General features: G+C 29.2%; 26 protein-coding genes. 9 read left to right on the forward strand and 17 right to left on the reverse strand.

Translation table 11 applies throughout. The features are described from left to right. Nucleotides 1–24 precede the first annotated feature (24 nt). Nucleotides 25–1,920, forward strand: coding sequence for a S9 family peptidase (locus NHF50_RS05130; protein ID WP_252775271.1), 1,896 nt, complete (start codon nt 25–27; stop codon nt 1,918–1,920). Nucleotides 1,921–1,985: 65 nt separating this feature from the next. Here NHF50_RS05130 and accC read toward each other — a convergent pair whose 3' ends face one another. The 6 genes from accC to pdxA all read right to left on the reverse strand — a co-directional run bounded on the left by accC (nt 1,986) and on the right by pdxA (nt 7,040). Further along, nucleotides 1,986–3,335, reverse strand: a complete 1,350-nt coding sequence (gene accC / locus NHF50_RS05135) for an acetyl-CoA carboxylase biotin carboxylase subunit (protein WP_109568647.1) — start codon at nt 3,333–3,335, stop codon at nt 1,986–1,988. A 112-nt stretch (nt 3,336–3,447) separates the two neighbouring features. Then, nucleotides 3,448–3,936, reverse strand: a complete 489-nt coding sequence (gene accB, locus NHF50_RS05140) for an acetyl-CoA carboxylase biotin carboxyl carrier protein (RefSeq protein WP_109568648.1) — start codon at nt 3,934–3,936, stop codon at nt 3,448–3,450. A 28-nt stretch (nt 3,937–3,964) separates the two neighbouring features. Next, a complete protein-coding gene (locus NHF50_RS05145) occupies nt 3,965–4,966 on the reverse strand; it encodes a beta-ketoacyl-ACP synthase III (protein WP_109568649.1) in 1,002 nt (333 codons plus the stop codon). Nucleotides 4,967–5,173: 207 nt separating this feature from the next. Further along, nucleotides 5,174–5,368 carry a 50S ribosomal protein L32 gene (gene rpmF, locus NHF50_RS05150; protein WP_109568650.1) on the reverse strand — a complete coding sequence of 65 codons (195 nt, stop codon included), beginning with the start codon at nt 5,366–5,368 and terminating at the stop codon, nt 5,174–5,176. A gap of 2 nt (nt 5,369–5,370) precedes the next feature. Then, the gene (locus NHF50_RS05155; protein WP_109568651.1) at nt 5,371–5,910 is read right to left on the reverse strand and encodes a DUF177 domain-containing protein; all 540 of its coding nucleotides are present in this window, start codon (nt 5,908–5,910) and stop codon (nt 5,371–5,373) included. Nucleotides 5,911–5,996: 86 nt separating this feature from the next. Continuing rightward, a complete protein-coding gene (gene pdxA / locus NHF50_RS05160) occupies nt 5,997–7,040 on the reverse strand; it encodes a 4-hydroxythreonine-4-phosphate dehydrogenase PdxA (protein WP_252775272.1) in 1,044 nt (347 codons plus the stop codon). Nucleotides 7,041–7,099: 59 nt separating this feature from the next. On the opposite strand from pdxA, the gene NHF50_RS05165 reads away from it, so the two are divergent. Continuing rightward, the gene (locus NHF50_RS05165) at nt 7,100–7,690 is read left to right on the forward strand and encodes a riboflavin synthase (protein ID WP_109568653.1); all 591 of its coding nucleotides are present in this window, start codon (nt 7,100–7,102) and stop codon (nt 7,688–7,690) included. 25 nt (nt 7,691–7,715) lie between these two features. On the opposite strand, the gene NHF50_RS05170 is transcribed toward NHF50_RS05165, so the two are convergent. The 3 genes from NHF50_RS05170 to NHF50_RS05180 form a co-directional block, all read right to left on the reverse strand. Next, complete coding sequence (locus tag NHF50_RS05170; protein WP_109568654.1) at nt 7,716–7,931, reverse strand: hypothetical protein; 216 nt, start codon at nt 7,929–7,931, stop codon at nt 7,716–7,718. A gap of 478 nt (nt 7,932–8,409) precedes the next feature. After that, a complete protein-coding gene (locus tag NHF50_RS05175) occupies nt 8,410–8,736 on the reverse strand; it encodes a hypothetical protein (protein WP_252775273.1) in 327 nt (108 codons plus the stop codon). Next, nucleotides 8,724–9,437 carry a hypothetical protein gene (locus NHF50_RS05180; RefSeq protein ID WP_252775274.1) on the reverse strand — a complete coding sequence of 238 codons (714 nt, stop codon included), beginning with the start codon at nt 9,435–9,437 and terminating at the stop codon, nt 8,724–8,726. The genes NHF50_RS05175 and NHF50_RS05180 overlap by 13 nt, the downstream gene beginning before the upstream one ends. A gap of 416 nt (nt 9,438–9,853) precedes the next feature. Between NHF50_RS05180 and NHF50_RS05185 the strand changes: the two genes are divergently transcribed. Beyond that, the gene (locus tag NHF50_RS05185) at nt 9,854–10,075 is read left to right on the forward strand and encodes a helix-turn-helix domain-containing protein (protein ID WP_252775275.1); all 222 of its coding nucleotides are present in this window, start codon (nt 9,854–9,856) and stop codon (nt 10,073–10,075) included. Here the strand turns inward: NHF50_RS05185 and NHF50_RS05190 are convergent. The 3 genes from NHF50_RS05190 to NHF50_RS05200 all read right to left on the reverse strand — a co-directional run bounded on the left by NHF50_RS05190 (nt 10,072) and on the right by NHF50_RS05200 (nt 11,719). Then, a complete protein-coding gene (locus NHF50_RS05190) occupies nt 10,072–10,644 on the reverse strand; it encodes a hypothetical protein (RefSeq protein WP_252775276.1) in 573 nt (190 codons plus the stop codon). The genes NHF50_RS05185 and NHF50_RS05190 overlap by 4 nt on opposite strands. Before the next feature lie 125 nt (nt 10,645–10,769). Continuing rightward, nucleotides 10,770–11,210 carry a JAB domain-containing protein gene (locus tag NHF50_RS05195; protein WP_252775277.1) on the reverse strand — a complete coding sequence of 147 codons (441 nt, stop codon included), beginning with the start codon at nt 11,208–11,210 and terminating at the stop codon, nt 10,770–10,772. Nucleotides 11,211–11,299: 89 nt separating this feature from the next. Continuing rightward, nucleotides 11,300–11,719 (reverse strand): hypothetical protein, encoded by a 420-nt coding sequence (locus tag NHF50_RS05200; RefSeq protein WP_252775278.1) that lies wholly within the window; start codon nt 11,717–11,719, stop codon nt 11,300–11,302. A gap of 254 nt (nt 11,720–11,973) precedes the next feature. Between NHF50_RS05200 and NHF50_RS05205 the strand changes: the two genes are divergently transcribed. The 6 genes from NHF50_RS05205 to NHF50_RS05230 all read left to right on the forward strand — a co-directional run bounded on the left by NHF50_RS05205 (nt 11,974) and on the right by NHF50_RS05230 (nt 19,154). Next, nucleotides 11,974–13,035, forward strand: coding sequence for a hypothetical protein (locus tag NHF50_RS05205; RefSeq protein ID WP_252775279.1), 1,062 nt, complete (start codon nt 11,974–11,976; stop codon nt 13,033–13,035). Further along, a complete protein-coding gene (locus NHF50_RS05210) occupies nt 13,032–14,813 on the forward strand; it encodes a hypothetical protein (protein WP_252775280.1) in 1,782 nt (593 codons plus the stop codon). The genes NHF50_RS05205 and NHF50_RS05210 overlap by 4 nt, the downstream gene beginning before the upstream one ends. Nucleotides 14,814–14,821: 8 nt before the next feature. Beyond that, on the forward strand, nt 14,822–16,048 hold the full coding sequence (locus tag NHF50_RS05215) for an ImmA/IrrE family metallo-endopeptidase (protein WP_252775281.1): 1,227 nt from the start codon (nt 14,822–14,824) through the stop codon (nt 16,046–16,048). 1 nt (nt 16,049) lies between these two features. Then, nucleotides 16,050–17,747 (forward strand): DUF6035 family protein, encoded by a 1,698-nt coding sequence (locus NHF50_RS05220; RefSeq protein ID WP_252775282.1) that lies wholly within the window; start codon nt 16,050–16,052, stop codon nt 17,745–17,747. A gap of 85 nt (nt 17,748–17,832) precedes the next feature. Further along, entirely contained in the window at nt 17,833–18,054 is a 222-nt protein-coding gene (locus NHF50_RS05225) for a hypothetical protein (protein ID WP_252775283.1), read from the forward strand. A 2-nt stretch (nt 18,055–18,056) separates the two neighbouring features. After that, a complete protein-coding gene (locus tag NHF50_RS05230) occupies nt 18,057–19,154 on the forward strand; it encodes a hypothetical protein (RefSeq protein ID WP_252775284.1) in 1,098 nt (365 codons plus the stop codon). Nucleotides 19,155–19,185: 31 nt separating this feature from the next. Here NHF50_RS05230 and NHF50_RS05235 read toward each other — a convergent pair whose 3' ends face one another. From NHF50_RS05235 to NHF50_RS05255, 5 genes are read right to left on the reverse strand one after another with little or no spacing between them, the layout of a single operon-like run. Beyond that, nucleotides 19,186–20,208 carry a DUF3871 family protein gene (locus NHF50_RS05235; RefSeq protein ID WP_252775285.1) on the reverse strand — a complete coding sequence of 341 codons (1,023 nt, stop codon included), beginning with the start codon at nt 20,206–20,208 and terminating at the stop codon, nt 19,186–19,188. After that, entirely contained in the window at nt 20,183–21,043 is an 861-nt protein-coding gene (locus NHF50_RS05240) for an AAA family ATPase (protein WP_252775286.1), read from the reverse strand. The genes NHF50_RS05235 and NHF50_RS05240 overlap by 26 nt, the downstream gene beginning before the upstream one ends. 30 nt (nt 21,044–21,073) lie before the next feature. After that, nucleotides 21,074–22,327 carry a site-specific integrase gene (locus NHF50_RS05245; protein WP_252775287.1) on the reverse strand — a complete coding sequence of 418 codons (1,254 nt, stop codon included), beginning with the start codon at nt 22,325–22,327 and terminating at the stop codon, nt 21,074–21,076. 60 nt (nt 22,328–22,387) lie between these two features. Next, nucleotides 22,388–23,281 carry a hypothetical protein gene (locus NHF50_RS05250; RefSeq protein WP_252775288.1) on the reverse strand — a complete coding sequence of 298 codons (894 nt, stop codon included), beginning with the start codon at nt 23,279–23,281 and terminating at the stop codon, nt 22,388–22,390. Continuing rightward, nucleotides 23,278–23,574, reverse strand: coding sequence for an AlpA family transcriptional regulator (locus NHF50_RS05255; protein ID WP_252775289.1), 297 nt, complete (start codon nt 23,572–23,574; stop codon nt 23,278–23,280). The genes NHF50_RS05250 and NHF50_RS05255 overlap by 4 nt, the downstream gene beginning before the upstream one ends. Nucleotides 23,575–23,668: the final 94 nt, after the last annotated feature.

The following is a 23,668-nucleotide window of genomic DNA, read 5'->3' on the forward strand; positions in this document are numbered from 1 at the left end:
TTATACGCTACAAATTTAAACCCTATGAAAAAACAATTTTTATCTATTATTTTAATTATGGCAGGACTTTCACTTAGTGCTCAAGAAGTCATGACACCCGAACTTTTATGGAAGCTCGGACGCATTTCTCCTTTAGGAATTTCAAAAGACGGAAAATCAATCATTTATAAAGTATCAACCCCTTCTGTTGAAGAAAACAAATCAAATAGTGTATTTTACAGTATCCCTGTAACAGGCGGCAAAGCAACTGTAATTGAAAACGCTTCTGATTTAGTAAATGATAAAAATAATAATGAAAAAGGCGGCACTCTTTCTCATAAAGAAGTTAAAATTGATAACGTTTATGGAAAAGACTTTTATCCTGAATTAGAAAAAAGCGAAGTTCATATCTATAACGGATTAGATTACCGTCATTGGGATACTTGGAACGACGGTACTCACAACCATATTATTTTTACGAATAACCAAAAAGAAGAAATTGATATTATGGCTAACGAACCTTTTGATTCACCGCAAAAACCTTTCGGTGGGGATGAGGACTACATTTGGTCTCCTGATGGTTCAAAAATAATATATGTATGTAAAAAGAAAACAGGAGCAGCTTACGCTATTAGTACTAATACAGACCTATATGAGTACGATATAAACACCAAAACAACTAAAAATTTAACGAAGGAAAACAAAGGATATGATGTTGCCCCACAGTTTTCTCCTAACGGCGATCTCTCATGGCTGCAAATGAAACGAGAAGGCTATGAGGCCGATAAAAATGATATTGTAGTTAACTACAAAGGCTTTTTAATCAACTTAACTTCTGCTTGGGACGGAACTGTAGACAGTTTCATTTGGAGCGAAGATGGGAAAAAAGTATATTTTTTAGCGCCTGTTGACGGAACCAAACAACTTTTTGAAGTGAATTTTCCGGGGCTGAGTAAGATTATGGTAAGAGTTAAGCAACTAACAGAAGGTCAGTTCGATGTCAATCAGATTATCGGTTTTAGCGGAAATAATGTTTTAGTTACAAGAAGTGATATGAACCATGCCAATGAAATTTTTTCCTATGACCTGAAAAAGAAAAAATGGAATCAGATTACCAATGTAAATACCAAGACATATGCCAAATTAGCTTTGCCAACTGTTGAAAAAAGAATGGTTAAAACTACCGACGGTAAAGACATGTTAGTTTGGGTTATTTTACCGCCAAATTTTGACAAAACTAAAAAATATCCAACCCTATTATATTGCCAAGGGGGACCACAAGGGGCTCTTTCACAATTTTATTCTTTCCGTTGGAATTTTCAGGTAATGGCCTCACAAGGTTATATTGTAGTTGCCCCTAACCGCAGAGGTATGCCGGGACACGGTGTAAAATGGAATGAAGATATCAGCAAGGATTGGGGGGGACAAGCTATCCAGGATTATCTAAGTGCTATTGATGATGTTGCCAAAGAACCTTACGTAGATAACAAACGTTTAGGAGCTGTTGGTGCAAGTTACGGTGGTTATTCGGTTTTCTATTTAGCAGGAATTCACAACAATCGTTTCAAAACATTCATTTCGCATTGTGGCGTTTTCAATCTTGAAAGTATGTATGGAACAACGGAAGAAGTCTTCTTTACGAATTGGGATTTAGGCGGACCTTATTGGGATAAAAATAATGTTGCTGCTCAAAAAACGTATCAACAGTTCAATCCTATTAAACTCGTTGATAAATGGAATACTCCGATTTTTGTAATTCAGGGCGGAAAAGATTTCCGGGTTCCGATCGGACAAGGACAAGAAGCTTTTCAGGCAGCCCAACTGAAAGGAATACACAGCCGTTTTATGTTTTTCCCTGACGAGAACCACTGGGTTTTAAAACCTCAAAACGGAATTGTTTGGCAACGCGAATTCTTTAAATGGTTAAAAGAAACTCTGTAGCTGTAATCAATAATAAAAAAATCCCGATTCTTTGAATCGGGATTTTTTATTGAAATTATATTTCACTATTCTTTAATTTCTTCCATTTTGAAATCCTCCATAAACTTAGTGGTATAATTTCCGGCAACATAATCCGGATTCTCCATTAACTGTCTGTGGAAAGGAATAGTTGTTTTGATTCCTTCAATTACGAACTCATCTAAAGCTCGTTTCATTTTATTAATTGCCTCTTCTCTTGTTTGAGCTGTTGTAATCAACTTAGCAATCATAGAATCATAATTCGGCGGAATAGTATATCCGGCGTAAACATGAGTATCCAAACGTACTCCATGACCTCCCGGTGCGTGTAAAACAGTAATTTTACCCGGAGATGGTCTGAAATCATTATACGGATCCTCAGCATTAATACGACACTCTATGGAATGCAATTGCGGATAATAATTTTTACCTGAAATCGGCACTCCTGATGCAACTAATATTTGCTCACGAATCAAATCATAATCTACAACTTGTTCCGTAATAGGATGTTCAACCTGAATACGAGTATTCATTTCCATGAAGTAGAAATTACGATGTTTGTCTACTAAGAACTCAATAGTCCCTGCTCCTTCGTAATTAATATACTCTGCTGCTTTCACAGCTGCTTCACCCATTTTATCACGTAACTCCTGCGTCATAAAAGGCGAAGGTGTTTCTTCTGTCAATTTTTGGTGACGACGTTGAATAGAACAATCTCTTTCAGAAAGGTGACACGCTTTTCCGTATTGGTCTCCCACAACTTGGATCTCGATATGTCTTGGCTCTTCAATTAATTTTTCCATGTACATACCGTCATTTCCGAATGCTGCAGCAGCTTCCTGACGAGCACTTTCCCAAGCTTTTTGCAATTCGTCTTCTTTCCAAATAGCACGCATTCCTTTTCCACCTCCACCGGCAGTGGCTTTCATCATCACAGGATAACCTATTTCTTTAGCTACTTTTTTAGCTTGTTCAAAAGATTCCAAAATTCCGTCTGAACCGGGAACACAAGGTACACCCGCTGCTTTCATTGTTGCTTTTGCGGTAGCTTTATCTCCCATTTTTTCAATCATTTCTGCTGAAGCACCGATAAACTTTATTCCGTGCTCTTCACAAATCTTTGAAAACTTAGCATTTTCAGATAAGAATCCGTATCCGGGATGAATTGCATCTGCATTCGTGATCTCTGCAGCAGCTATGATATTTGACATTTTCAAGTAAGACAAATTACTTGGCGGCGGACCAATACACACTGCTTCATCTGCAAAACGAACGTGTAAACTATCAGCATCTGCAGTGGAATATACTGCTACTGTTTTGATCCCCATTTCTCTACAGGTTCTAATCACACGTAGTGCAATTTCTCCTCTGTTTGCGATTAATATTTTTTTAAACATAATAATCAAATTAGATAATTAGTCCATCCCGAAAAAACGGGACAAGTTGTGTCAATTAGACAATTAAATGAAATCAAAAAATATGATCTCTAACTTCTAATTTCTAACTTTATTAAGATGGATCTACTAAGAATAAAGGTTGATCAAATTCTACCGGGGAGGCATCGTCTACTAATACTTTAACGATTTTCCCTGAAATTTCTGATTCAATCTCATTGAATAGTTTCATAGCTTCAATCACACAAACCACATCTCCTTTTGAAATTGTACTTCCTACTTCTGCAAACACAGGTTTATCCGGTGCCGGCTTTCTATAGAATGTACCGATGATAGGAGATTTTATAGTGATATATTTACTATTTTCTTCTGAACTTTTAACTTCCGGAGCAACCGGCGCAGCTGCTGTTGTAGGAGCAACTGGCATAGGAGCCGCAGCCTGTGGCAAAGCTGTAGTTACAGGAACCTGTTGAACGTAAGTTGTTTCAGTTCCTTCCTGAGTGGTTTTAATGGTGATTTTAAAATCCTCCATTTCTAACTTCACCTCTGTAGCACCAGATTTAGCTACAAACTTAATTAGGTTTTGAATTTCTCTAATATCCATACTCTTTGAAATTTGGTTTAGCTTGTTGTTATTTTGTATCGTATGCCCATTTCAGATAAATAGCTCCCCAAGTGAAGCCACCTCCGAATGCTGCAAAAATTATATTATCTCCTTTTTTAATTTGCTTTTCGAATTCACAAAGTAATAACGGTAATGTAGCCGAAGTTGTATTACCATACTTGTGAATATTAATCAGAACTTTTGAATCATCAACTCCCATTCTGTTTGCTGTAGCATCAATAATTCGTTTATTAGCCTGATGAGCAACTAGCCAATTTACATCCTCATGCGACAAATTGTTTCGCTGCATGATCTTCTCGCTCACATCAGCCATTCCGGAAACAGCATATTTGAATACTGTTTTTCCATCCTGAAAAACATAATGTTGCTTATTTTTAACTGTTTCTTCTGAAGCCGGCAATATTGAACCTCCTGCATCGATCTTTAAAAATTCACGCCCTACACCGTCACTTTTCAATACTTCATCCTGAAGACCGAAACCTTCTTCATTAGGTTCAAATAAAACAGCGCCACCTCCATCACCGAAAATGATACAAGTGGCTCTATCTGTATAATCTATTATAGATGACATCTTATCAGCACCTATTAATAATATTTTTTTATATTTTCCTGATTGAATATAAGCAGATGCGACTGACATTCCGTAAAGAAAACTGGAACAAGCAGCTTGCAAGTCAAAAGCAAAAGCATTGGTCGCTCCGATCTGTGTTGCTACATAAACTCCTGTTGAAGCTACAGGCATATCCGGTGTGGCAGTTGCCATAATAACCAGATCAATTTCTTTAGGATCAAGATTTGCCTTTTCTATAAGGTTCTGAGCTGCTTTTATAGCTAAATAAGAAGTCCCGACTCCTTCATCCTCTTTTAAAATCCTTCTTTCTTTTATCCCTGTACGGGTTGTAATCCATTCATCGTTAGTGTCTACCATTGTTTCCAATACCTGGTTAGACAAAACATATTTAGGCACATAAGAACCGATTGCTGTAATGGCAGCCGTTATTTTACTCATTTGTCAATTTTTTAAAAAATGGTAACTACTTTTTTATATAGAAAAACAGCCTTGGTTATTTTTAGCGCACCAAAAATTTGTAATCTCCTAAAAAAGTGGTGGAAATTACAAAAAAATATACGATTATAAAACCAATGCTAAATAAAAGAGCTTTACTAGTAACAAAAAAACCCTCACTTCGTGAGAGTTTTCTGTATTTTAAAACAATTACGCTACTGCTTCAGTTTTATCAACTACTACCTGACCTCTGTAATATAATTTACCTTCATGCCAGTAAGCTCTGTGATACAAATGAGCCTCTCCTGTTACCGGGCAAGTTGCGATCTGTGGAACAGATGCTTTGTAGTGCGTTCTTCTTTTATCTCTTCTTGTTGACGACTGTCTTCTCTTAGGATGTGCCATTTTTACTTATTTTTATCCGTTAATAGTTTTTTTAAATTTTCCCACCTTGGGTCTATATCTTCTTTTTCTTTTTTCTCTTCTTTCGGAGCCAACTGCTCCAATTTCTGTAAAGCGTCCGTTTGTAAAGTTCCGTCTTTCACTCCCGGATGCACTCTCTTAGCCGGAACTGAAAGCACTATCATCTCGTAGATATACTGTGAAACATCTACTTGAAACTCTCCGTGTGGCAATATCAGCAATTCTTCATTTTCATCATTAAACTCCTCTCCGAACTTCACTATTAGTTTTAATTTTCCTTTTACAGGTAAATTAAAATATTCACTAGTCAAGTCACAAGGCACTCTAACTTCTCCTTTATGCTTAAAAGCCAACTCCAACATTGTACTTTTTTTCTCCAGAACTATATTCACTTTAATATCAGCCGCATCAAACTCATCATAATTAAAGTGTTTAAAGAACGAATTATCTATCTGATAATCAAACTGATGCTTACCTATCTTTAATCCTGAAAACGGGATCAAATATTCTTTAATATTCTTCATAACAACAGTTTACCCTCTAAAAGGGATGCAAATATATAAAATTATTACAAATCCAAAACCAGTTATAAACATTTTTTTGTTTACAACTACCCTTGTTTTATTTTCAAAGGGTTCTGTATAAGCCCCTGATATTCATTTCTTTTATGAAAAACATCAATCGCAAGATACACTGCTTCTCTGAAAGAATTATAGCTAGCCACTCCTTTTCCGGCTATCTCATAAGCCGTACCATGGTCGGGAGATGTTCTTATTTTTTCCAATCCTGCAGTATAATTCACCCCATTACCAAAAGACAGCGTTTTAAACGGTATCAAACCCTGATCATGATACATTGCCAATATAGCATCAAACTTCTCATACTGATTCGATCCGAAAAAACTATCTGAAGAATAAGGTCCGAAAGCCATTATTCCGCTATTAAATAATTCTTCAACTTTGGGACGAATAATATCTTGCTCTTCTTTTCCTATAACTCCATTGTCTCCACTATGCGGATTAAGTCCTAAAACTGCAATCTTAGGTTTTACAATTCCGAAATCCCGGATTAAAGATTGTTGAATGGTTCTTATTTTTGATTCCAGCAATTCCGGAGTCAGATATTTTGTAATTTCATTTACAGGAACATGATCAGTCAACAAACCTATTCGCAAGTTTCCACTCACCATCAACATTAAAGCACTCCCTTCAATTTCCTGATTCAAATAATCTGTGTGTCCCGGAAACTTGAATTCATCCGACTGAATATTGTATTTATTGATCGGAGCAGTAACCAAAACATCGACAAAACCATCCTTCAAAGCTTTGGTAGCAGTTACAAACGATTTAACGGCATAACGTCCGACATTGTCGTCTGCTTTACCGAAATCTAAATTCACACCTTCCCGCCAAACATTCAACACATTCAGCTTACCCGGGACAATCTGTTCTAAATTATCGATTCCCTGAACACTAACCTCTGCATTTAATGTTTTTTTTATAAAGGAAATTATTTTTGTATTGGCAAAAATAACCGGCGTACAAAAATCAAACATCCTATTGTCCTCAAAAGTTTTCAAAACAATCTCAGGCCCAATCCCATTCAAATCACCTATTGAGATACCAACTATTATATTTTCTACCTTTTTAACCATTTTCGGTTATTATTATTTACGTATTTTTGAACTGCAAATTTAATAAAATAAAATCAGTTATGTTTACAGGAATTATAGAAACACTCGGAACAGTAGAAGATATTCAAAAAGAGCAAGATAACCTCCATATTACAATCAACTCCACCATTACTAACGAATTAAAGATAGACCAAAGTGTAGCTCATAACGGCATTTGCCTCACAGTTGTAGCAATAGACGAAAACAACTACACTGTCACTGCAATTAAAGAAACCATCGACAAAACCAACATAGGATTGTGGCAAAAAGGAGACTTAATCAACTTAGAAAGAGCCATGAAATTAGGAGACCGCTTAGACGGACATATTGTTCAAGGCCATGTTGACCAAACAGGAACTTGCATAAATATTCAGGAAACAAACGGAAGCTGGCTTTTCACCTTTGAATATAATGACAAGCTCAACAACATTACAATAGAAAAAGGGTCAATTACCATAAACGGAACCAGTCTAACAGTAGTCAACTCCAAAAGAAATGAATTCAGCGTAGCCATTATACCTTACACGTATGAGCACACTAATTTCAAAACATTTAAAAAAGGAACAGAAGTCAATTTAGAATTTGATGTTTTAGGCAAATATGTAAAACGAATCCATGAATTAAATCAGTAGTAACAATAACAAAAAAAGCTCTTTTTTAAAAAGAGCTTTTTTTTGCTGATATATATTTTTTTGATATAAAATAGCCAAATATTAATGCCAAGAAGAACAAAAATACTAATCCCCCATCAATAGGTAAACCTGGCGGTGGTGGTGGCGTTGGTGGCGGCGGGGTCGGATCAGCTGCCAAAGCCATATCAACATTTAGTAATGCCACGAAAACTAAAACTATTTTTTGTACTGCTAATTTCATAGGCCTAAAGTATAAATTTTTATTCTTTAATGGAAGAAAATGGGTTTTCTTAATTATTTATTAACGATTTGCAAACAAAGTCGTTAAAACATTGCTTTTGAAAACACGAAAATAAAAATATTTTTATATTAATCAATGATTTTTAAAAAAAAACTTAAAAAAATCTTAATTTCTTCCTCATCAGCTAAAAAAAAATAGTCTTTTACCGACTATTTCTTTCAACTTGTGGTCCCACCTGGGCTCGAACCAGGGACCACCTGATTATGAGACTGTAACAAATGTCTTACAGATTATTGCTTTTCTTTGTAAATGTTTGAAAACAAATGATTTACTAATATTAATAGTTTCTTTTGTTTTCAGATTTTTACTCTTTTCAGCAAAAATGTTTGACCTATGTTTGACCTCAAATTCAATTGGTCTTTTTCAGAACCAGTTCTTTCGAGGTGCAAATATATTCTAAATATCTATTTTACAAAACTTATTCTTTAAATTTTGTTATAATTTTTAAAACCATCTCCTTTTTAAAATTTCGCTTTGTTTTAATTTTAATTAAATTCTCCTTATTATCAAATACACAAAAAGCACTTAAAATATCACAATTATAAAAGAGATAAATCTGATATTTTCTAATCTTTCTATATCTATATAATTCATAAGCAAAATTGTTTTCAGCTAAAAAGCAACCTAAAGGATTTAAATCAAACTCATGTAACTCATATTCTTCTCCTAATTTGAACAAAGGAATTGATACTTTTACCATAAGCATAAAAAAACCACCTAAAAGGTGGTAGATTAATTTGTACAATATTTTTCAAATATGGGTTTGACTTCTTGATTACCCAAACTCTCTGCAATAATCAATTTCAAACAGCCTTTGTCTTTTTCTCCTGTATTCAACATACATAAACCACCATATAAATAAGCTTCACTATTTTCATGATTATAAGAAAGTGCTAAATCAACGTCTTCATAAGCTGCTTCAAATTGATTAATTTTTATTTTAGCAAATGCTCTTAAACAATAAGCTCTACTTATCTCTGCTGGTTTATTCAACTTCAAAAATATTTGTAATCCATAATTAGCTTTGGAATCATTATAACTATTGATTATTGTATTTAGGTCTTCAATTGCGCTGTCAAAATGATTTAATTGGCATTTTAACATTGCTCTTTCTTGAAGAGCTTGATTCCAATAATACTCTTTTGTATTCATTGAACTAATTGATAGGTTATAATACTCTAATGCTTCACTATATTTATTGGTTTTAAACAATGTAAAACCTTTGAAATAATATAATTTGGAGTTAGTTAACGGATAGTTTAAATTTTGGTTTTCTTTTGAAAAGCTTTTGCTTTTAATTGCCAAATCAAAATTATTTAAAGCATTAACATAATCTCTCTTTGATAAAAATTCTTCTCCTAAATCAAAATAATAGTTCTTTGTTTGATTTTGAGAGTTTGCAATGAAAGAATAGCATAGAGCTAAAACGAATATAATTTTTTTCATGTTGTTCTGTATTTAATTTAAAAGTGATTTAATCCATTCTATAATAAAAAGTATGATGTGCATTGATATAAAGAGTGCAAATGATGTAAATGTTGAAACAGCTAAAATTGACAAGTACCCTAACCCTTTCTGAGAATTTTTTTTACTAACTCTTTTGTAAGAATTAATTATTACCAAAGCAATAAACATGAGTAAAAAGAAAATGATGAAATTCTTTTTATCAGAAATAAGTAACCTTATTTCCTCTGTGTAAACATAACAAGTAGTTAAAGACACTACTATCATTATTATAACAGTTAATAATAAAACTTCAATTTTTTTCATTTAATCTTTAAATAAATTTCAGTTGTATTTTATGATAACCAACTAAGCAAATTTATAACAAATTTTGACTTGTCGTAAAATACAACTCTGATTTGTCTAAAATTGAAAATAATACGCTTAAGAAAATTGGTAAAAGAATCCAAGAACTGAGAGAATTGCAAAATTTATCTCAACAGGATTTTGCTGCTAAAATCAATTATGACAAAAGTAATATGAGCAGATTGGAATCTGGAAAAACTAATATGACGGTTACAACTCTTGAAAAGGTTTCCAAAGCTTTAAATGTAGAACTTGTAGAATTATTCAAATTCTAAAAAGGAACATCTTCCCTATTAATCTGATTATTATTTTTTTCTACATTTTCAGGATTAATAGATTCAGTATTATAAGTATTTCCATCTTCAATTACAGTATCATACAAAAGGTAGTAACTTAAATTTTCGCTATTTATATAGGACTCCTCAATAAGGAAATTTACCCAATATGTAAACTGAATATGTTTAGGATTCTTCATATCCTTTTTCATTAATTCATCATTATATTCGGTGTAACAAATTTTAGCACGATTACAAGCTGATAATTGATTTTCACATTTACATTTTACTGCTGGTAAACCAGCAATTTCAGGAAACAATACTGCTAAATTGTGATACGCAATGATTAAGGGATTGGTTTGTATTGCTTCCCAATCCCATTTATCTTTGAATTTTATTAGTATTTCTTCATTCCAATTTACATACTGATTCTTTGAAAGTATTTTGAAATCAATGCTACTTTCATAATCCAGCATGTCCTCAAATGTAAATGGGAAGAAAGTAAACAATACTTCTCTTAAAATTTGGTTTTGGTATTCTAAAGGATATTCATTTAAGCTTTTCTCCACAATCACAAAGTTGTCATAAATGATAAAAATAAGAAAAAGCTATTTATAATAATCTTAAATTTTTTACACATTTCAATTTACTATCATAAAGATGGGTTTTTGAATACGTTCACATTTACATGAACTTAAAATAATCCTTCATTAGCCATACTCAAAAAGTTGTTTTTGGTAATAATGATATGGTCTAAAAGTGTGATTTCTAACAAATTTCCAGCTTCTTTAATTTTCTTGGTGATTTTAATATCCTGTTCACTTGCTTTTAGTGTTCCACTTGGATGATTATGTGCTACAATTATTGAAGTAGCATTACATTTCAAAGCTACAGCAAAAAGTAATTTTAAATCGACTACAGTTCCAGCAGAACCACCTTTTGAAAGCGGATAAATCCCTAATACATTATTAGCTCTATTTAAAAGTAAAACTTTGAATTCCTCTTGTAGTTCAATTGTATTTTGAGACCATGAATTGTAAAACAAATCAAAAGCAGATTTTCCACAAGTTACTTTTGGTCTTACTCTGCTATTAGTTGAATAGCTAACCTGAATTTCGGCAACATTATTTTCCATGATTAAAAAATAAAAGAGTGTCTGAAATTTATAATCTTCTCTTATTGAGTTTGTATAAATTTCAGACACAAGGTTAATACTGCAATTTGTTAAGCATGTTCTAAAACACCATTTTTGGAAAAGGTATGCTCTTCATCAATTCCTTGAATGAAATCATCTACTTTAGTAGAGCTTTTCTCAACATTTGATGTAATAGCGTTTTCTTGTTGCTGGTTTTCTTCTACATACTCAAATCTGTGAGCCAATGTGATAACTTCACCAGTATCTTTGATAACATACTCGTAAGGTTCACAAGCAACTTTCTCAACTTTACCAGGCAATTCAGAACCTATTAAAGCTTGACAAGTCATTTCATCAAATGTACTTGCAATGTTTGCCTTTCTTGCAGTTACATAATGTTTCCCAGTAGCTTGGGATTTTACTAATTCAATTCCACCTTGAATCTCTAACACGAAGAAATCTTTTCCCTCCTCCGTTGTTCTTTTTTGATAGTTTACAATTCTTACCATTTCTTTAGTTTTTTGAGTTAAACATAAAATTTGTAGCAACCTTTGATAAACCAGCAGTAGGAAAGAAACATTCACTACAAATGAATATTATTTATCCTGCTGGTAAATTTTGGATTGCTCCTAATGGGTGGGGGTATTTCGATGAGCTTTAGATAGGCGGGGGTAGTTTGTGGGGGTAAGTTGTGGATATTTATTTTTGAAGCTAATTTTATTTTTCAAAAAAAATCTATTACTTTATAAAAATTTTGTAGTAAATGAGCTTAAAGAGCAAAATAAAAAATGATTTCAAAACAAAATATCCTGAAATTCATAAAGACAATAATAATTTATTTATAAAATTTCAAACTATAATTTTTGCGTCAAATTTTTGGCAATTATTTTGTGCTTATTTATTTGTAATATCACTTATTACAATTTATTCCTTATATATAAATTTTGAGTTTTTAAAAATTCTTAAAGTGAATTTTGATGACAATGTCAAAACTTTTACATCAGGAGTAATAACATTGGTATCAATGAATTTATTTGTCACAAATTTATTATTTACACACCTAAAAGATGAAAGGGATGATATTCAAAATATTATTGATGAAAGAGTAAATTTTAAATTTATAACCTATTTAGGTTTTTCTATAATAATATGCATTCTCTGCTTATATTTTTTTAGTAATACTATTTACAATCAGGATATAAAATCAAATATTCTTATTTTTATTTTTATATCTTTTGTTTTTTATATCTTTTTATTAATAAAGTTATACAACAACGTTTTCAAATTTATTAACAAAGAACAAAGATTAAAGATTATTCGAAAAGAATTAATGTTAGAATTTTCAAGAGCTTATTATAATAATTTTATCAAAAATGAATTCAAATCGAGATATGAAAAATTTATTTTGAAAGAACAATCTTTTGAAAGATTTCCTTTTTTTACAGATGCTAATATTACACATATTTATATTTCAAAAAATAAAGTTTCATTTTTAAATGACATCAATTTAGATGGCTTAAAAAAAGCTTTAGATAAGGTTAATTCTGAGAAAAAGTATTTTCATGAATTAAATATTGATGATGAGTTTCCTAAAAAAGAAGAGATTAAAATCTATTCATTTAATAATAATATAAACCTCAAACTTTCTAAATATTTCTCATTTGCAAAAAATAAAAGATTTGAAGATAAGTTTGAAAAACAACAACTGAATAAATTATTGAACAAAATTGATGACAACTCAACTAAAAATAATTCTGTCGCCTTAAAAAGCAATCTTGAGAATTTAGAAGAAATTTATAAAAAATATATCGATTTAGAGGGATGAATTTCGGATTAAACAAATACTATGACACTATATCTTTAAATTATATAAATGATATATTTTTTGCTGTCAATAAAGGGGTAGCAAATGCTTCAAAGAAAAACAATATTGAATCTTTTAATGAACTTCTTGATTTCATTCAGTATACTCTTTTAACAGGTTCATTTAAGCGTTCTTTAAATTGTTATTCTAAAGCATGTACAAACTTAATTTACTTGTATCCAAATCTAAATTCTAATTTTAAAAAAATCTATATTGAAAGGATTTTTGATTCATTGAGTATGAAAATCAGTCTTTCTGAAAAATACGATAAAGAAGAATTTAACTATGTAGAATTATCATATCTCCCATTAATCAATTTATCAAAATTAATTCTTGAAGAAGAGGACTTTGATTTATTTAATGAAGGATTTCAAAAGATTGAAAATAGTTTGTTTAGTATTGATTATCGAAAAGATAATAGTGGTTATTCATTCAAATTTCTGACGATAATGTTATGCTGGGGTTATTATTTAAAATTCCACACTAAAATATCATTTGATAAATTTAACTTTAGTTACTTTGAAGATAATTATGATTCTGTTGTAGGATATGATAATAATTTTTTTAATGATTTTTTTAATTTATTTGATGAAATAGAAAAGGAAAATCTTTGGTCTGTAAATAATTGGGAAACTAAAAAACCTCCAATGAATAAAGCCTATTTTGTTTTACAACCAAAAACTTGGCTTACATTTGGTTTTGTAATGATACTATTAAAATACAGCTATCTTATTAGAGCTACAGATGACTTAAAAAAAATAAAACTTAAAGATAGATTCAAATATATTTTTGACGATATTGAAAAAATATTAAACGGGATTACCATTGAAAATAAAGAATATATGGATTTTGTTTTCAATGGAACTGAACAAACTGATGATGTTCAACTTAATTATAGAAAAGAGAAAATAATAAGCCTATTTAGTTATTTGAAAAAGGAAATAGAGATAGAAAACTACAAACAAATAATGAGAGTTCCTTTATCTAATAATAAAATTAAAGAATTCAGAAGCAATGTAGGTGAATTATGGGAAAGAAACGCAGTAATTTTTAATGTTCTACAAAAACTTGAGAAAGTAATTTATTTAGCTAACGATAGAAGTATTGATGGTTTTGGTTTTTTCAGAACTATGTTAAAAATGAGGTTCGCTTTTATAGAAGGTAAACATCATCAAAACATAATTGGGTTAGCTGATTTTGGCGCAAGTTTAGCAAAGAGTATGGATGATTTATTTTTTAAGAAATTAATCGATTTTAACACTAAAATAATAAATAAAAATATCATTGGACAAATAGATTTGTTCATTGAAAAATCGAAAAATAAAAATAATCTAATAATTTTCGCGAATTGGAGAACTGAAAAAAAACTTACAAATATTGAAGAAAATGTGGAAAACAATTTTCCTTTCTCTAACAAAACCTACAATAATATACCAATCATTAATGTTTTTAATTCCTATAAAGATTACATATTTATTGTAGATTTTAGTGACATTGAAATAAAAGTCTACACAAATGATGAAGAAAATTGGTATAAAAATATGCTAATTGTTGATGTTACTGAATACCAAAAAGAGATAATCACAGATGAAACAATTAGAGAATGGAAAGAAAAAGACAACATAACTTACAATCATGACGAAGTAGATGTTTTAGAAAACAATAATGTTAATGTTAAAGTTATTTTTAAGTTTGAGTATATTATTCCTGATTCCGTAGACTTTTTAATTTTAGAATAGTTTATCAAATGAATACAGTTAAAATAGGCAATGATTTTGAAGATAAATCATATAAAATTATTGAGAATGCTTTAAACAATAAAGATTTAGGATTAATCCCTGAAAATTGTAAAGTATATAGAAAAAAAGGATATTATTCTTCAAGAAGAAAAAAAGATATAATTTTTGATTTATCAATTGAAGTTACACCAGCAAAAGCTGATAAACCTACTTTACTTTATTTAATAGAATGTAAAAAATATTCCTCAACTATCCCTGTAGATGATGTAGCATTATTTGCAAAATATATTAGTGAAATTCACGACTATGCAATTAAAGGAGTTTTCATAACAAATAATAAACTTCAAAGTGGAGCAATAGAAGAGATAACTTCTCATGGGATAATGCTAATTGAAGTTGATGATGAAAATTACAATATTATCCATTACAAAAATGAGAAACAAAAAAATCAAACAGAGGATTTTGATTCAGTAATAATCAATGCTATTCAAAAGTCCTTATTACCTGACGATATAGAAGGACTTAGAAGATTGTCAGCAAAACAAATTGATGAGATTGCATCAAATTTTATCAATGAATTTAGACCAGAAATTTTAAATTATGGTTTAGCAATACCTTTATTTGATTTACTTAAACATCTTGAACAAAAAGATAATTTAAAATTCAAATATTCTCAAATTAAAGATGATAAAAAAAATGATGTTTTAGGTTACTTTAATTCAGAAATTAATGAAATAATATTGAATAAGTCAATAAAAAACACACCAAGAGAACCTTTTGTTTTAGCTCATGAATTAGGACATTATGTATTACATAAAGAGTTAAAAGTAAATAAAACATTATACAATAACTTTAAAGACACCTGTTTTAATTTCTTTGAACAAAATTATGTGTTAAACAATCCTAAAAACTGGGTTGAATGGCAAGCAAATTGTTTTGCCTCATGTTTGTTAATGCCTGAAAAAAGTTTTAAAGCAGTACTCTATGTAATCCAAAAAAATATGGGAATTAGTAAAGCTGGAAGAATTTTTTTAGATAGTCAAGATTGCAATAAAATTGCACATAGAGACATAATTGATAGATTAGCCCTACACTTTAATGTTTCAAAAGTTAGTGTGGAATATCGGTTAAATGATTTGAAATTAATAGACAGACCAACTATTAAAAATAATTCTGATGGTGAAAAAGAATTTTTAAGAAAACTATCTATTTTAAATTCTAAAAATAAATGGTAAAATGGCAACAGAAAGAGCTATAAAATTCGCTATTGATAAAAATACTGGAGAAATTATTGATGCAGATGAACTATATGATGATAGACTAATTGGATTTGAAACAAGAAAAAAATACAATAGAGGAGAGATTAAACCCATATGTTTAGAATGTAATAACAAATTATCTGTTCCTTTAAGTGTATATGATAGAGTATATTTTAAACATTATCCAACAGATGATATTTGCATACTAAAAGATGAAAATTTAAGTCCAAAAGAAAAGAAAGATTTTTTTGATTGTCTAAAATCAAAAGAATCAGATAGACACAAATACTTAAAAAATAGAATTGGAGCTTCTATTTCTGAGATTGAAGGCATTTCAGATGTTAGTATAGATGACAAGTTTATTTTTGAAGGCAAAAACAAAAGAAAACCTGATGTTTATTGCAAGTATTATGATAAAGAAATTGTTTTTGAAATTCAATTATCATCTTTATCTCAAAAATATATTTTAAGTAGGTATGATTTTTATAAAGCTAAAGGAATTTACTTAATATGGATATTAGATAATTTTGATGTTTTAGGTCAAAGTCAAACTGAGAAGGATATCAAATATTTATCAAATCATCAAAATTTCTTTAAACTTAATGAAGAAGAAGAAAAATTCAATTTGACATGTAAATACAAATCTACCTATTTATCAAATGAAAACATATTCATGGACAAATGGAATGAGGTGTACATTCCAATTGATAAATTGAAATTTGATTCTGACAATTACGAAGTTTATTTTTACAATTTTGGACATGAAAAAACTGTAATTCTTGAGCTTCAAAAAAAGAATCAAGAAAAAATCAAAGCTGAAAAGTTATTAAAAGAAAAATTACAGAAAGAAAAACAGAAAATTGAGGAAGAAATAAACACCAAAAAAAGGTTAGAATCGAAAATTAATAATGTTCTCAATGAAATTAAAAGACTTAAAGACAATAAAATAGCTGTTTATAAAAGTGTAACCGATGAGTTAATGAATTTTGAAGAAAATGAGTTATTAGAATTTAATTTAAAATTTAATTTAGATAAAAACGATAAACTTTTAAATTGGATTTCAAATGCATCTTATAATGATTTCTTCATTAAATTTATTTTAGAGACTAACTACCTTGAATACAATATAAATCTAATTGCTGATAAAGAGGAAAAAAACATACTTGATTATATATTTAACAGTAAAAATTTGAACTTCGTTTACTTTTTTAAGTTGGCACTTAAAAGAGGGTATAAATTTACAAAACAGGATGAAAAATATATTTTAAATTCTTTTCCTAATGAACCTCATAAAGCAGATAGCTTAATAACAATTTCTTATTTAGCTAACAATTTTGAAAATTCAATATTTATTCAATATTTATTTGACTTTGAAAAAGAGATTTGCATTATTGAAAGTGCAAAACAAAAAAGAATAATTGGTTATAAATATAAACCTAATGAATGGATAAATTTTGCAAATAATGCCATTGAACACTACCCTGAATATTGGGAATATATAGAGTTGACATTTAAGAAATTTGGGTTATTTGATGATCTGATTAAATTAGACCATAAAAAAACTTTTCAAAAAAAATTATATTCATTTTATAGTAAAGAAATAAAAACTGATTATTCAATAGATTATTTATTCAATGCCTTATATCCAAATATAGACAGGTTAACTACATTTTAAAAATAATTATTTTAAATAAAGGTTAATTAAATACTTTTGTAACTTTTAATGTTATATATTCGTATAACAAACAAAACTTATTATTATGTCAAATTTTTTTTCAGATTTAGATTGGAAGGAATTATTTCTGCCCGTGATAAGTGATTTAAGAAATATCAATAGAGAAACTAATACATCTGCCATCTCTACTAATAATCTTAATTTAGCTAATCAAGATAATGAAGAAGAATATGAAAAAATAATTACGGAAATAAACAAATCAAGAGAAATAGAAAATTCAGGTCATAATCTAATTATTATTGAATAGATTTGGTATCGTTAGGTATATATGCAATAACAATAATATTTATCTATGTTTTAATACCTGGATTTATTGTTAGAAGATTTTTTTATCATGGTGAATTTTCCAAGCAAATTAACCACTCAACAAATGTATTTGTTCATTTAATTTATTCTTCTTTTGTTGGCTTAATAACAATTTTAGTGTTTATCTCTTTGTTAAATTGTTTTGACAAATTAGAAATTAATTTAGACAACTTTTTAACACAGTTTGATAAAAAATTTATCTCAATTGATAGCGAAAAAGTGACCCCAACAGATTTTAAGGGTACAACTAAAGACATCTATAAATACTACTTCCCTTTTATTTTAAGTTTATATGTGTTTTCAGGAACAATTGGTTTTTTTACAAGTAAAATAATAATTCTTTTTAATTGGGATACTCGTTTTAAATTTTTAAGGTTCAAAAATAATTGGCATTATATTTTCAGTGGTAAAATTTTTAAATTCAAAAAATACTCTGAACATAGTTTAGAAAACACTCTTAAAGTCAAATATACTTTTGTTGATGTTTTGGTTGCAGAAGAAAGTGATAAGCCTTCATTGTATTCAGGTTTATTAGCAGATTATGATTTATGTTCAGAAAACATTAATAAAATTGAACGTATTCATTTACTTAAAGCCACAAGATATAAAAAGGTAAACAACAATACAGCAATTAAAAATATACCTGGAAATCTATTTACAATCATAGGAGATAAGATTTTAAATATTAATTGTACTTATGTCTTTTACAACGAAGATGAAATTCAAACCAAGAAATTCAACTCAAAAAAATATCTATTAATAACTTCACAAATAATAACCGTAATTGCATTTTTCGTTTCTCTTATAATATTATTATTCTCATTTAAAATTTTTAAGAATGATTTTTTAAATTCATTAATAGAAAAAGGTTTTTGGTATAAAATACTTTTATTGTTTACGATAAATATATTTTTAGGACTATTTACCCCATTTACAATTAATTTGAAAGATAAAAAAGTTGAGTTTATTGGGGGTAAGGCTTTCGTTTTAAAAATTATTTTATTAATAATCTTTGGTGCAGTTTTATACTTTATATATTAAAAAAAACAACCCCAATTAGGGGTTGTCATCTTTAACTCAAAAACCAAGAATAGTTAGAATTACTATCACTTAGTGCATTTGAGATACCTTTTACAAATGAAAAGGCATTCACTCCTCTATCAAGGAAAGTATCAATGTAAGAGCTTTTATTTGCTCCTGTGAATAGGTTGTACATATTCCAAAGATTGATTTCTCCATTGCTCTCTCTACAAAAACTTTCATCATTGTAATAATCCTTTGCAATAGTAGAAATATGTCCGTCATTCATAAGCAATTCAGGTAAAAGTGCTTTTTCACTCTTTGGTAAGTAATTATACAATCTACTTTTGCCAATAATTTGAGCAAACTGCTTTTCAGTTAATTTATAATCAACCAAATCATTCATATTCTTTATTTGCTGGTGTATGTTATATGATTGTACTATTTCCATGATTTTACCTGAAAGTTCATGACTACTTGTGGCTTTAATTTCATCTTTAAATCCATCAGTAGAAACACAAAGATTACAGCATACCATATTTTGGAAGCCAATAAAAAACTTGAACTTTTCAAAAGTCTTTTTGTTGTAAAGGTTTTCCAAATTGTAGCTTCTTACTCCGCCTATGGTTAAAGCTAATTCATTACCATTAATATTTTCAGTAATGGAAGGAATCCTAATAATAAAAGCCATTCTCTCATAATACATTGTTCTTTGATGTTCCAATAATTCCTTTGCTGGAACATGTAAAGCATCAGGGGTTCTACCCCTGATTAAATGACTTGTTCTAATTTCAGGAGTATCAATCACTTCATTTGGGAACAATTTACTTATACCAGCAAAAGCAGAATCAATAAACTCTTGGTGAGATATGGTAATTTCGTTATCCTTTGTAAAAACAGGAATAATGCAGTCTTGTTTTAATTTAGAAAGGCTAACCTCTTCTGTGTTAGCCTCTATAAATGGAGAAGTCTTTTTAAAAATTGGTGCTTCTCTGTGAAAACCAGCAGAAGAAATAATTATTTGCTTTGCTGGTATTTGTACATCAGTTTCAATTGTGTGTAGTTCCATTTCCATTTGTTGGTTTAATTGCGTTATTAATTAGGTTCTGAAGTAAATCTCTTTTATCAATGAAATCTTTCTCAATAGTTTTAGCCAAATCAAGATTATTTTGATAGAGTTCTGTGAGTTCTTTCAAAGTATTACATTCAATTACTTTTACTTTAAGTTCCTCTTTAGTCATGGTACTATTGCACCAATTCAAGATTTTCTTACCTGTTTGAATATTAATGATAAATTGTGGTTTGCCTTCAAATAGTAAAGTTCTGTCCTTACTGGAAGTAGCAAAATGTTTACTATCAATGTCAAACACAATGGTAAATTCGTAGCTAATCTCATCTCTTTGAATTGCTTTTAATCCTACCTTTTCAGGAACCATTTTACCATTCTTTTCAGATAAAACATAATCTTGTTTTACTCTCATAGTTGCTATAATATGAGAATTGCTATTAAGTATCTTATCTACAAAAGCTTTTTGTCTTGGTGTGATTTTATTCCAATTAGTAAAAGAATTACCAGCAAGAGAAGAATGATAATCAAGTAGAAAATCCCAGCAATGTGAGATTGAATCTAAAATAATTACTTCCATACCTGCTTTTTCACAAACTTCAATTGCTTCAATATACCTCTCAGGTGAATGTGGATTATCCAATGTAAGTACATTGAACTTTCCTAAGTGAGCATATAAGTCAGCACTTCCATTTTCTGTATCAATGATGGCAACTTTATTAAGGTTTCCATTTGTCAATCCTTGTGCAATTAAAATTGCACTCATAGTTTTTCCTGAACCACTTGGTCCTTGTAAAGCCATCTTGATTTTAGCTTTACTTCTTTCTGATTTTCTTAATTGCATATTTGTAATTTGATTAAATAAAAAAACCTGCTATACAGCAGGTTGTAAATTGTTTTGATTATAACTAACTAAACTCTCTTGAAGTAATTTTTCGTTTTCTTTATCAATAACATCATCTTCAAAATCCTTTAAATATGCTGTTGTGATTGCAACATTTTTATGTCCCATAGATTGAGATACTATATCAGTTGAAACACCAATTTGTTTCAAATTTGTAGCATAACTATGTCTTGCAACATAACTACTTAAAGGTTTATCAACTCCAACTATTTCTGCAATTTTCTTCAAGTCACTATTAAACTTTTTAAGCTTTTTGTGTTTTCTATTTTGAATCTGAGTTGCAGTTAAATTATTACTTAATAATATTGGGAAAACATAATCTGTTGTTGATGGTCTATTTCTATAAAAATCTAAAATTTCTTTGACAGGTTTTAGTATGTTGATGTTAAACTTACCTTTGGTTTTTGACCTAATATAGGTTATTCTATCTCCTGAAACACTTGACCATTTTAACATCATAATATCAAAATAATTCATCCCTCTACAGTAATAAGAAAAGAGAAAAATTCTTTTAGCTTCTGCAAGATTTGGATATTTTGTTTCATCAAAATTCTCTATCAATCTTACCTCTTCTCTTGTTAATGCTTTTTTAATATTTCCAACTTTTAACTTAGATACTTTATAAACCTTAAAAGGATAATACTTTTCATCAATAACATTTTTCTTGATTGCTCTATTATATAGTGAACGTAATTCTCTCATTTTAAAAGCTACCCCTCCATCTGAATTATTGTTTTCTCTCAAATAAACTTCGTACTTCTCCAAAAAAGTTGGTGTAATCTCCTTAAACATCAAGTTGTTTTTTTTATGAAAATTAAATACGGATTTCTTTGTTTCACTTAATGCTTTTGCATTTCCAGCTTTTCCTGACTTATTCAAATCTGAAATTACTTCATTCCAAAATTCTAACACAGTAATTTTGTTTGGCTCAATACCTCTAAACTTTTCTTCAAATTGGTCAAGACTAAAATCAATCTCTTCTAATTCAAAGTCATTGATAATCTTCAATGCTTTCTCTCTCATCTTAGCTAACAACAAATTACTTTGTGTATGATTTGGAAATGTCTTCTTAAATTGAATATTAATTTCATCCCAATCTGATATATTACACTTAAATCCTAATGAAATAATCTTTGACTTTCTGTTGTTAGTTATTCTCAATATGACTGGATAAAGTCCTTCATTTGTTGATTTATCTCTTAATAATATTTTTATACTTGCCATAATTTTATATTTTGAGTTGACAAATTCTAACAATAGGAAGTGTGGAATTTGTCAATATTTTTATTTGCTTAATAATTGATTGAACTTTTCTGTTAATTGTATTCTCAAATGATTTTTTACTTTCTGAAGATTGTGCTTTTCTAAAAGAGCTAAGTACTTCTTCTTATGATTGGATTTAACTTGTCTTTTATTTGCCTCATTTAGTTTATTCCAAAAAATGAAACTCGAATACATGTTTAACTTCTCATAATCTTTCTCAGATATTAAATCCTCAGAGTAATCATCAACAATTAATAGCTCATTAAATCTCTTTAGTAAATAGTCAAATAAGTTTTCAAGTACTTCTTTATTTTTTAAATCATTTAAATTGTAAACACCAAGTGGGTTAAATTCTTTTGAGCTTAAAAACTTAATTTCAAATCTTAAAATATTCTCATTACTAAGTTTATATTGTTTTGCTTTATCATAAATTTTTATGATATAATTGAAATGTTCAAAACTCATTAAGTAACCTTTTCCTTTAAACTTATTTATCATAGAATGTCTGTCAAAATTGTGCATTAATACACTTTTTGAAATTAATTCTTGAGCTGGAATAGGAATTCTTAAGTTAAATCCGAATTCAAGTTGTGTTAGTTTTTTATTCGTTATTTCAATAACATTATCTCTTAAGTAATCAATAACAGAACATAATTGAGAATAAGTAAAATCGTTATGATTGTGTTCTTTACCCTCAATCAACAAATTATTCAGTTTGTGAATTGAATTCTTTGCATATCCACTTTTCTCATTAACTACAACCTCAATATTTTCGAGATTAACTTTATAAGGATATAATACTTCTGCTGAATGATATTCTAAGACAGAAAACATCTTCTCAAAATTATTTGGGTCTTTGATAAAAGTCTCTAATTTGCTTTTATCATTATAGTGAACTCTTACAAAGTCAATCATAATCTTGATTTTTGAGTTCGACCTAAATATGAATTTATTTCATCTTCTATTTCTTCAGTAGAAATTGACTTGCTATTCAAAACCCAATTATCAAGTTCTGACTTTTTGAAATAAATTTTTTTACCTCCAGGATTATAAAAAGGAATTTCCTTTTTGCTGGTCATTTTATACAACGCAGATTTTGATAGACATAAATAATCTGCACTCTCTTCAAGTGTTAAAATTTCTTTACTTAAAGCATATTGTCTCTTTAATAATGCTTCAATTTCATTTAGTTTTTGGAATAAGTCCATAATCTTAAAAAAAATTATGGAAAAGCTGCTTTTCCTTGTTAATAATGAAGCAAAGAAAACGCATAAAAAAACCCTTATTTCTATAGTGTAATAA

This window comes from Flavobacterium sp. NRK F10 (assembly GCF_024054235.1).
GTDB classification, from domain to species: Bacteria; Bacteroidota; Bacteroidia; order Flavobacteriales; family Flavobacteriaceae; genus Flavobacterium; species Flavobacterium sediminis.

Excerpts from the sequence above, each read along its gene's own strand:
- NHF50_RS05130 (WP_252775271.1), top strand. The coding sequence starts at position 25 with ATGAAAAAACAATTTTTATCTATTATTTTAATTATGGCAGGACTTTCA.
- accC (WP_109568647.1), bottom strand. The coding sequence starts at position 3,335 with ATGTTTAAAAAAATATTAATCGCAAACAGAGGAGAAATTGCACTACGT.
- accB (WP_109568648.1), bottom strand. The coding sequence starts at position 3,936 with ATGGATATTAGAGAAATTCAAAACCTAATTAAGTTTGTAGCTAAATCT.
- NHF50_RS05145 (WP_109568649.1), bottom strand. The coding sequence starts at position 4,966 with ATGAGTAAAATAACGGCTGCCATTACAGCAATCGGTTCTTATGTGCCT.
- rpmF (WP_109568650.1), bottom strand. The coding sequence starts at position 5,368 with ATGGCACATCCTAAGAGAAGACAGTCGTCAACAAGAAGAGATAAAAGA.
- NHF50_RS05155 (WP_109568651.1), bottom strand. The coding sequence starts at position 5,910 with ATGAAGAATATTAAAGAATATTTGATCCCGTTTTCAGGATTAAAGATA.
- pdxA (WP_252775272.1), bottom strand. The coding sequence starts at position 7,040 with ATGGTTAAAAAGGTAGAAAATATAATAGTTGGTATCTCAATAGGTGAT.
- NHF50_RS05165 (WP_109568653.1), top strand. The coding sequence starts at position 7,100 with ATGTTTACAGGAATTATAGAAACACTCGGAACAGTAGAAGATATTCAA.
- NHF50_RS05170 (WP_109568654.1), bottom strand. The coding sequence starts at position 7,931 with ATGAAATTAGCAGTACAAAAAATAGTTTTAGTTTTCGTGGCATTACTA.
- NHF50_RS05180 (WP_252775274.1), bottom strand. The coding sequence starts at position 9,437 with ATGAAAAAAATTATATTCGTTTTAGCTCTATGCTATTCTTTCATTGCA.
- NHF50_RS05195 (WP_252775277.1), bottom strand. The coding sequence starts at position 11,210 with ATGGAAAATAATGTTGCCGAAATTCAGGTTAGCTATTCAACTAATAGC.
- NHF50_RS05200 (WP_252775278.1), bottom strand. The coding sequence starts at position 11,719 with ATGGTAAGAATTGTAAACTATCAAAAAAGAACAACGGAGGAGGGAAAA.
- NHF50_RS05205 (WP_252775279.1), top strand. The coding sequence starts at position 11,974 with ATGAGCTTAAAGAGCAAAATAAAAAATGATTTCAAAACAAAATATCCT.
- NHF50_RS05210 (WP_252775280.1), top strand. The coding sequence starts at position 13,032 with ATGAATTTCGGATTAAACAAATACTATGACACTATATCTTTAAATTAT.
- NHF50_RS05215 (WP_252775281.1), top strand. The coding sequence starts at position 14,822 with ATGAATACAGTTAAAATAGGCAATGATTTTGAAGATAAATCATATAAA.
- NHF50_RS05220 (WP_252775282.1), top strand. The coding sequence starts at position 16,050 with ATGGCAACAGAAAGAGCTATAAAATTCGCTATTGATAAAAATACTGGA.
- NHF50_RS05225 (WP_252775283.1), top strand. The coding sequence starts at position 17,833 with ATGTCAAATTTTTTTTCAGATTTAGATTGGAAGGAATTATTTCTGCCC.
- NHF50_RS05235 (WP_252775285.1), bottom strand. The coding sequence starts at position 20,208 with ATGGAAATGGAACTACACACAATTGAAACTGATGTACAAATACCAGCA.
- NHF50_RS05240 (WP_252775286.1), bottom strand. The coding sequence starts at position 21,043 with ATGCAATTAAGAAAATCAGAAAGAAGTAAAGCTAAAATCAAGATGGCT.
- NHF50_RS05245 (WP_252775287.1), bottom strand. The coding sequence starts at position 22,327 with ATGGCAAGTATAAAAATATTATTAAGAGATAAATCAACAAATGAAGGA.
- NHF50_RS05250 (WP_252775288.1), bottom strand. The coding sequence starts at position 23,281 with ATGATTGACTTTGTAAGAGTTCACTATAATGATAAAAGCAAATTAGAG.
- NHF50_RS05255 (WP_252775289.1), bottom strand. The coding sequence starts at position 23,574 with ATGGACTTATTCCAAAAACTAAATGAAATTGAAGCATTATTAAAGAGA.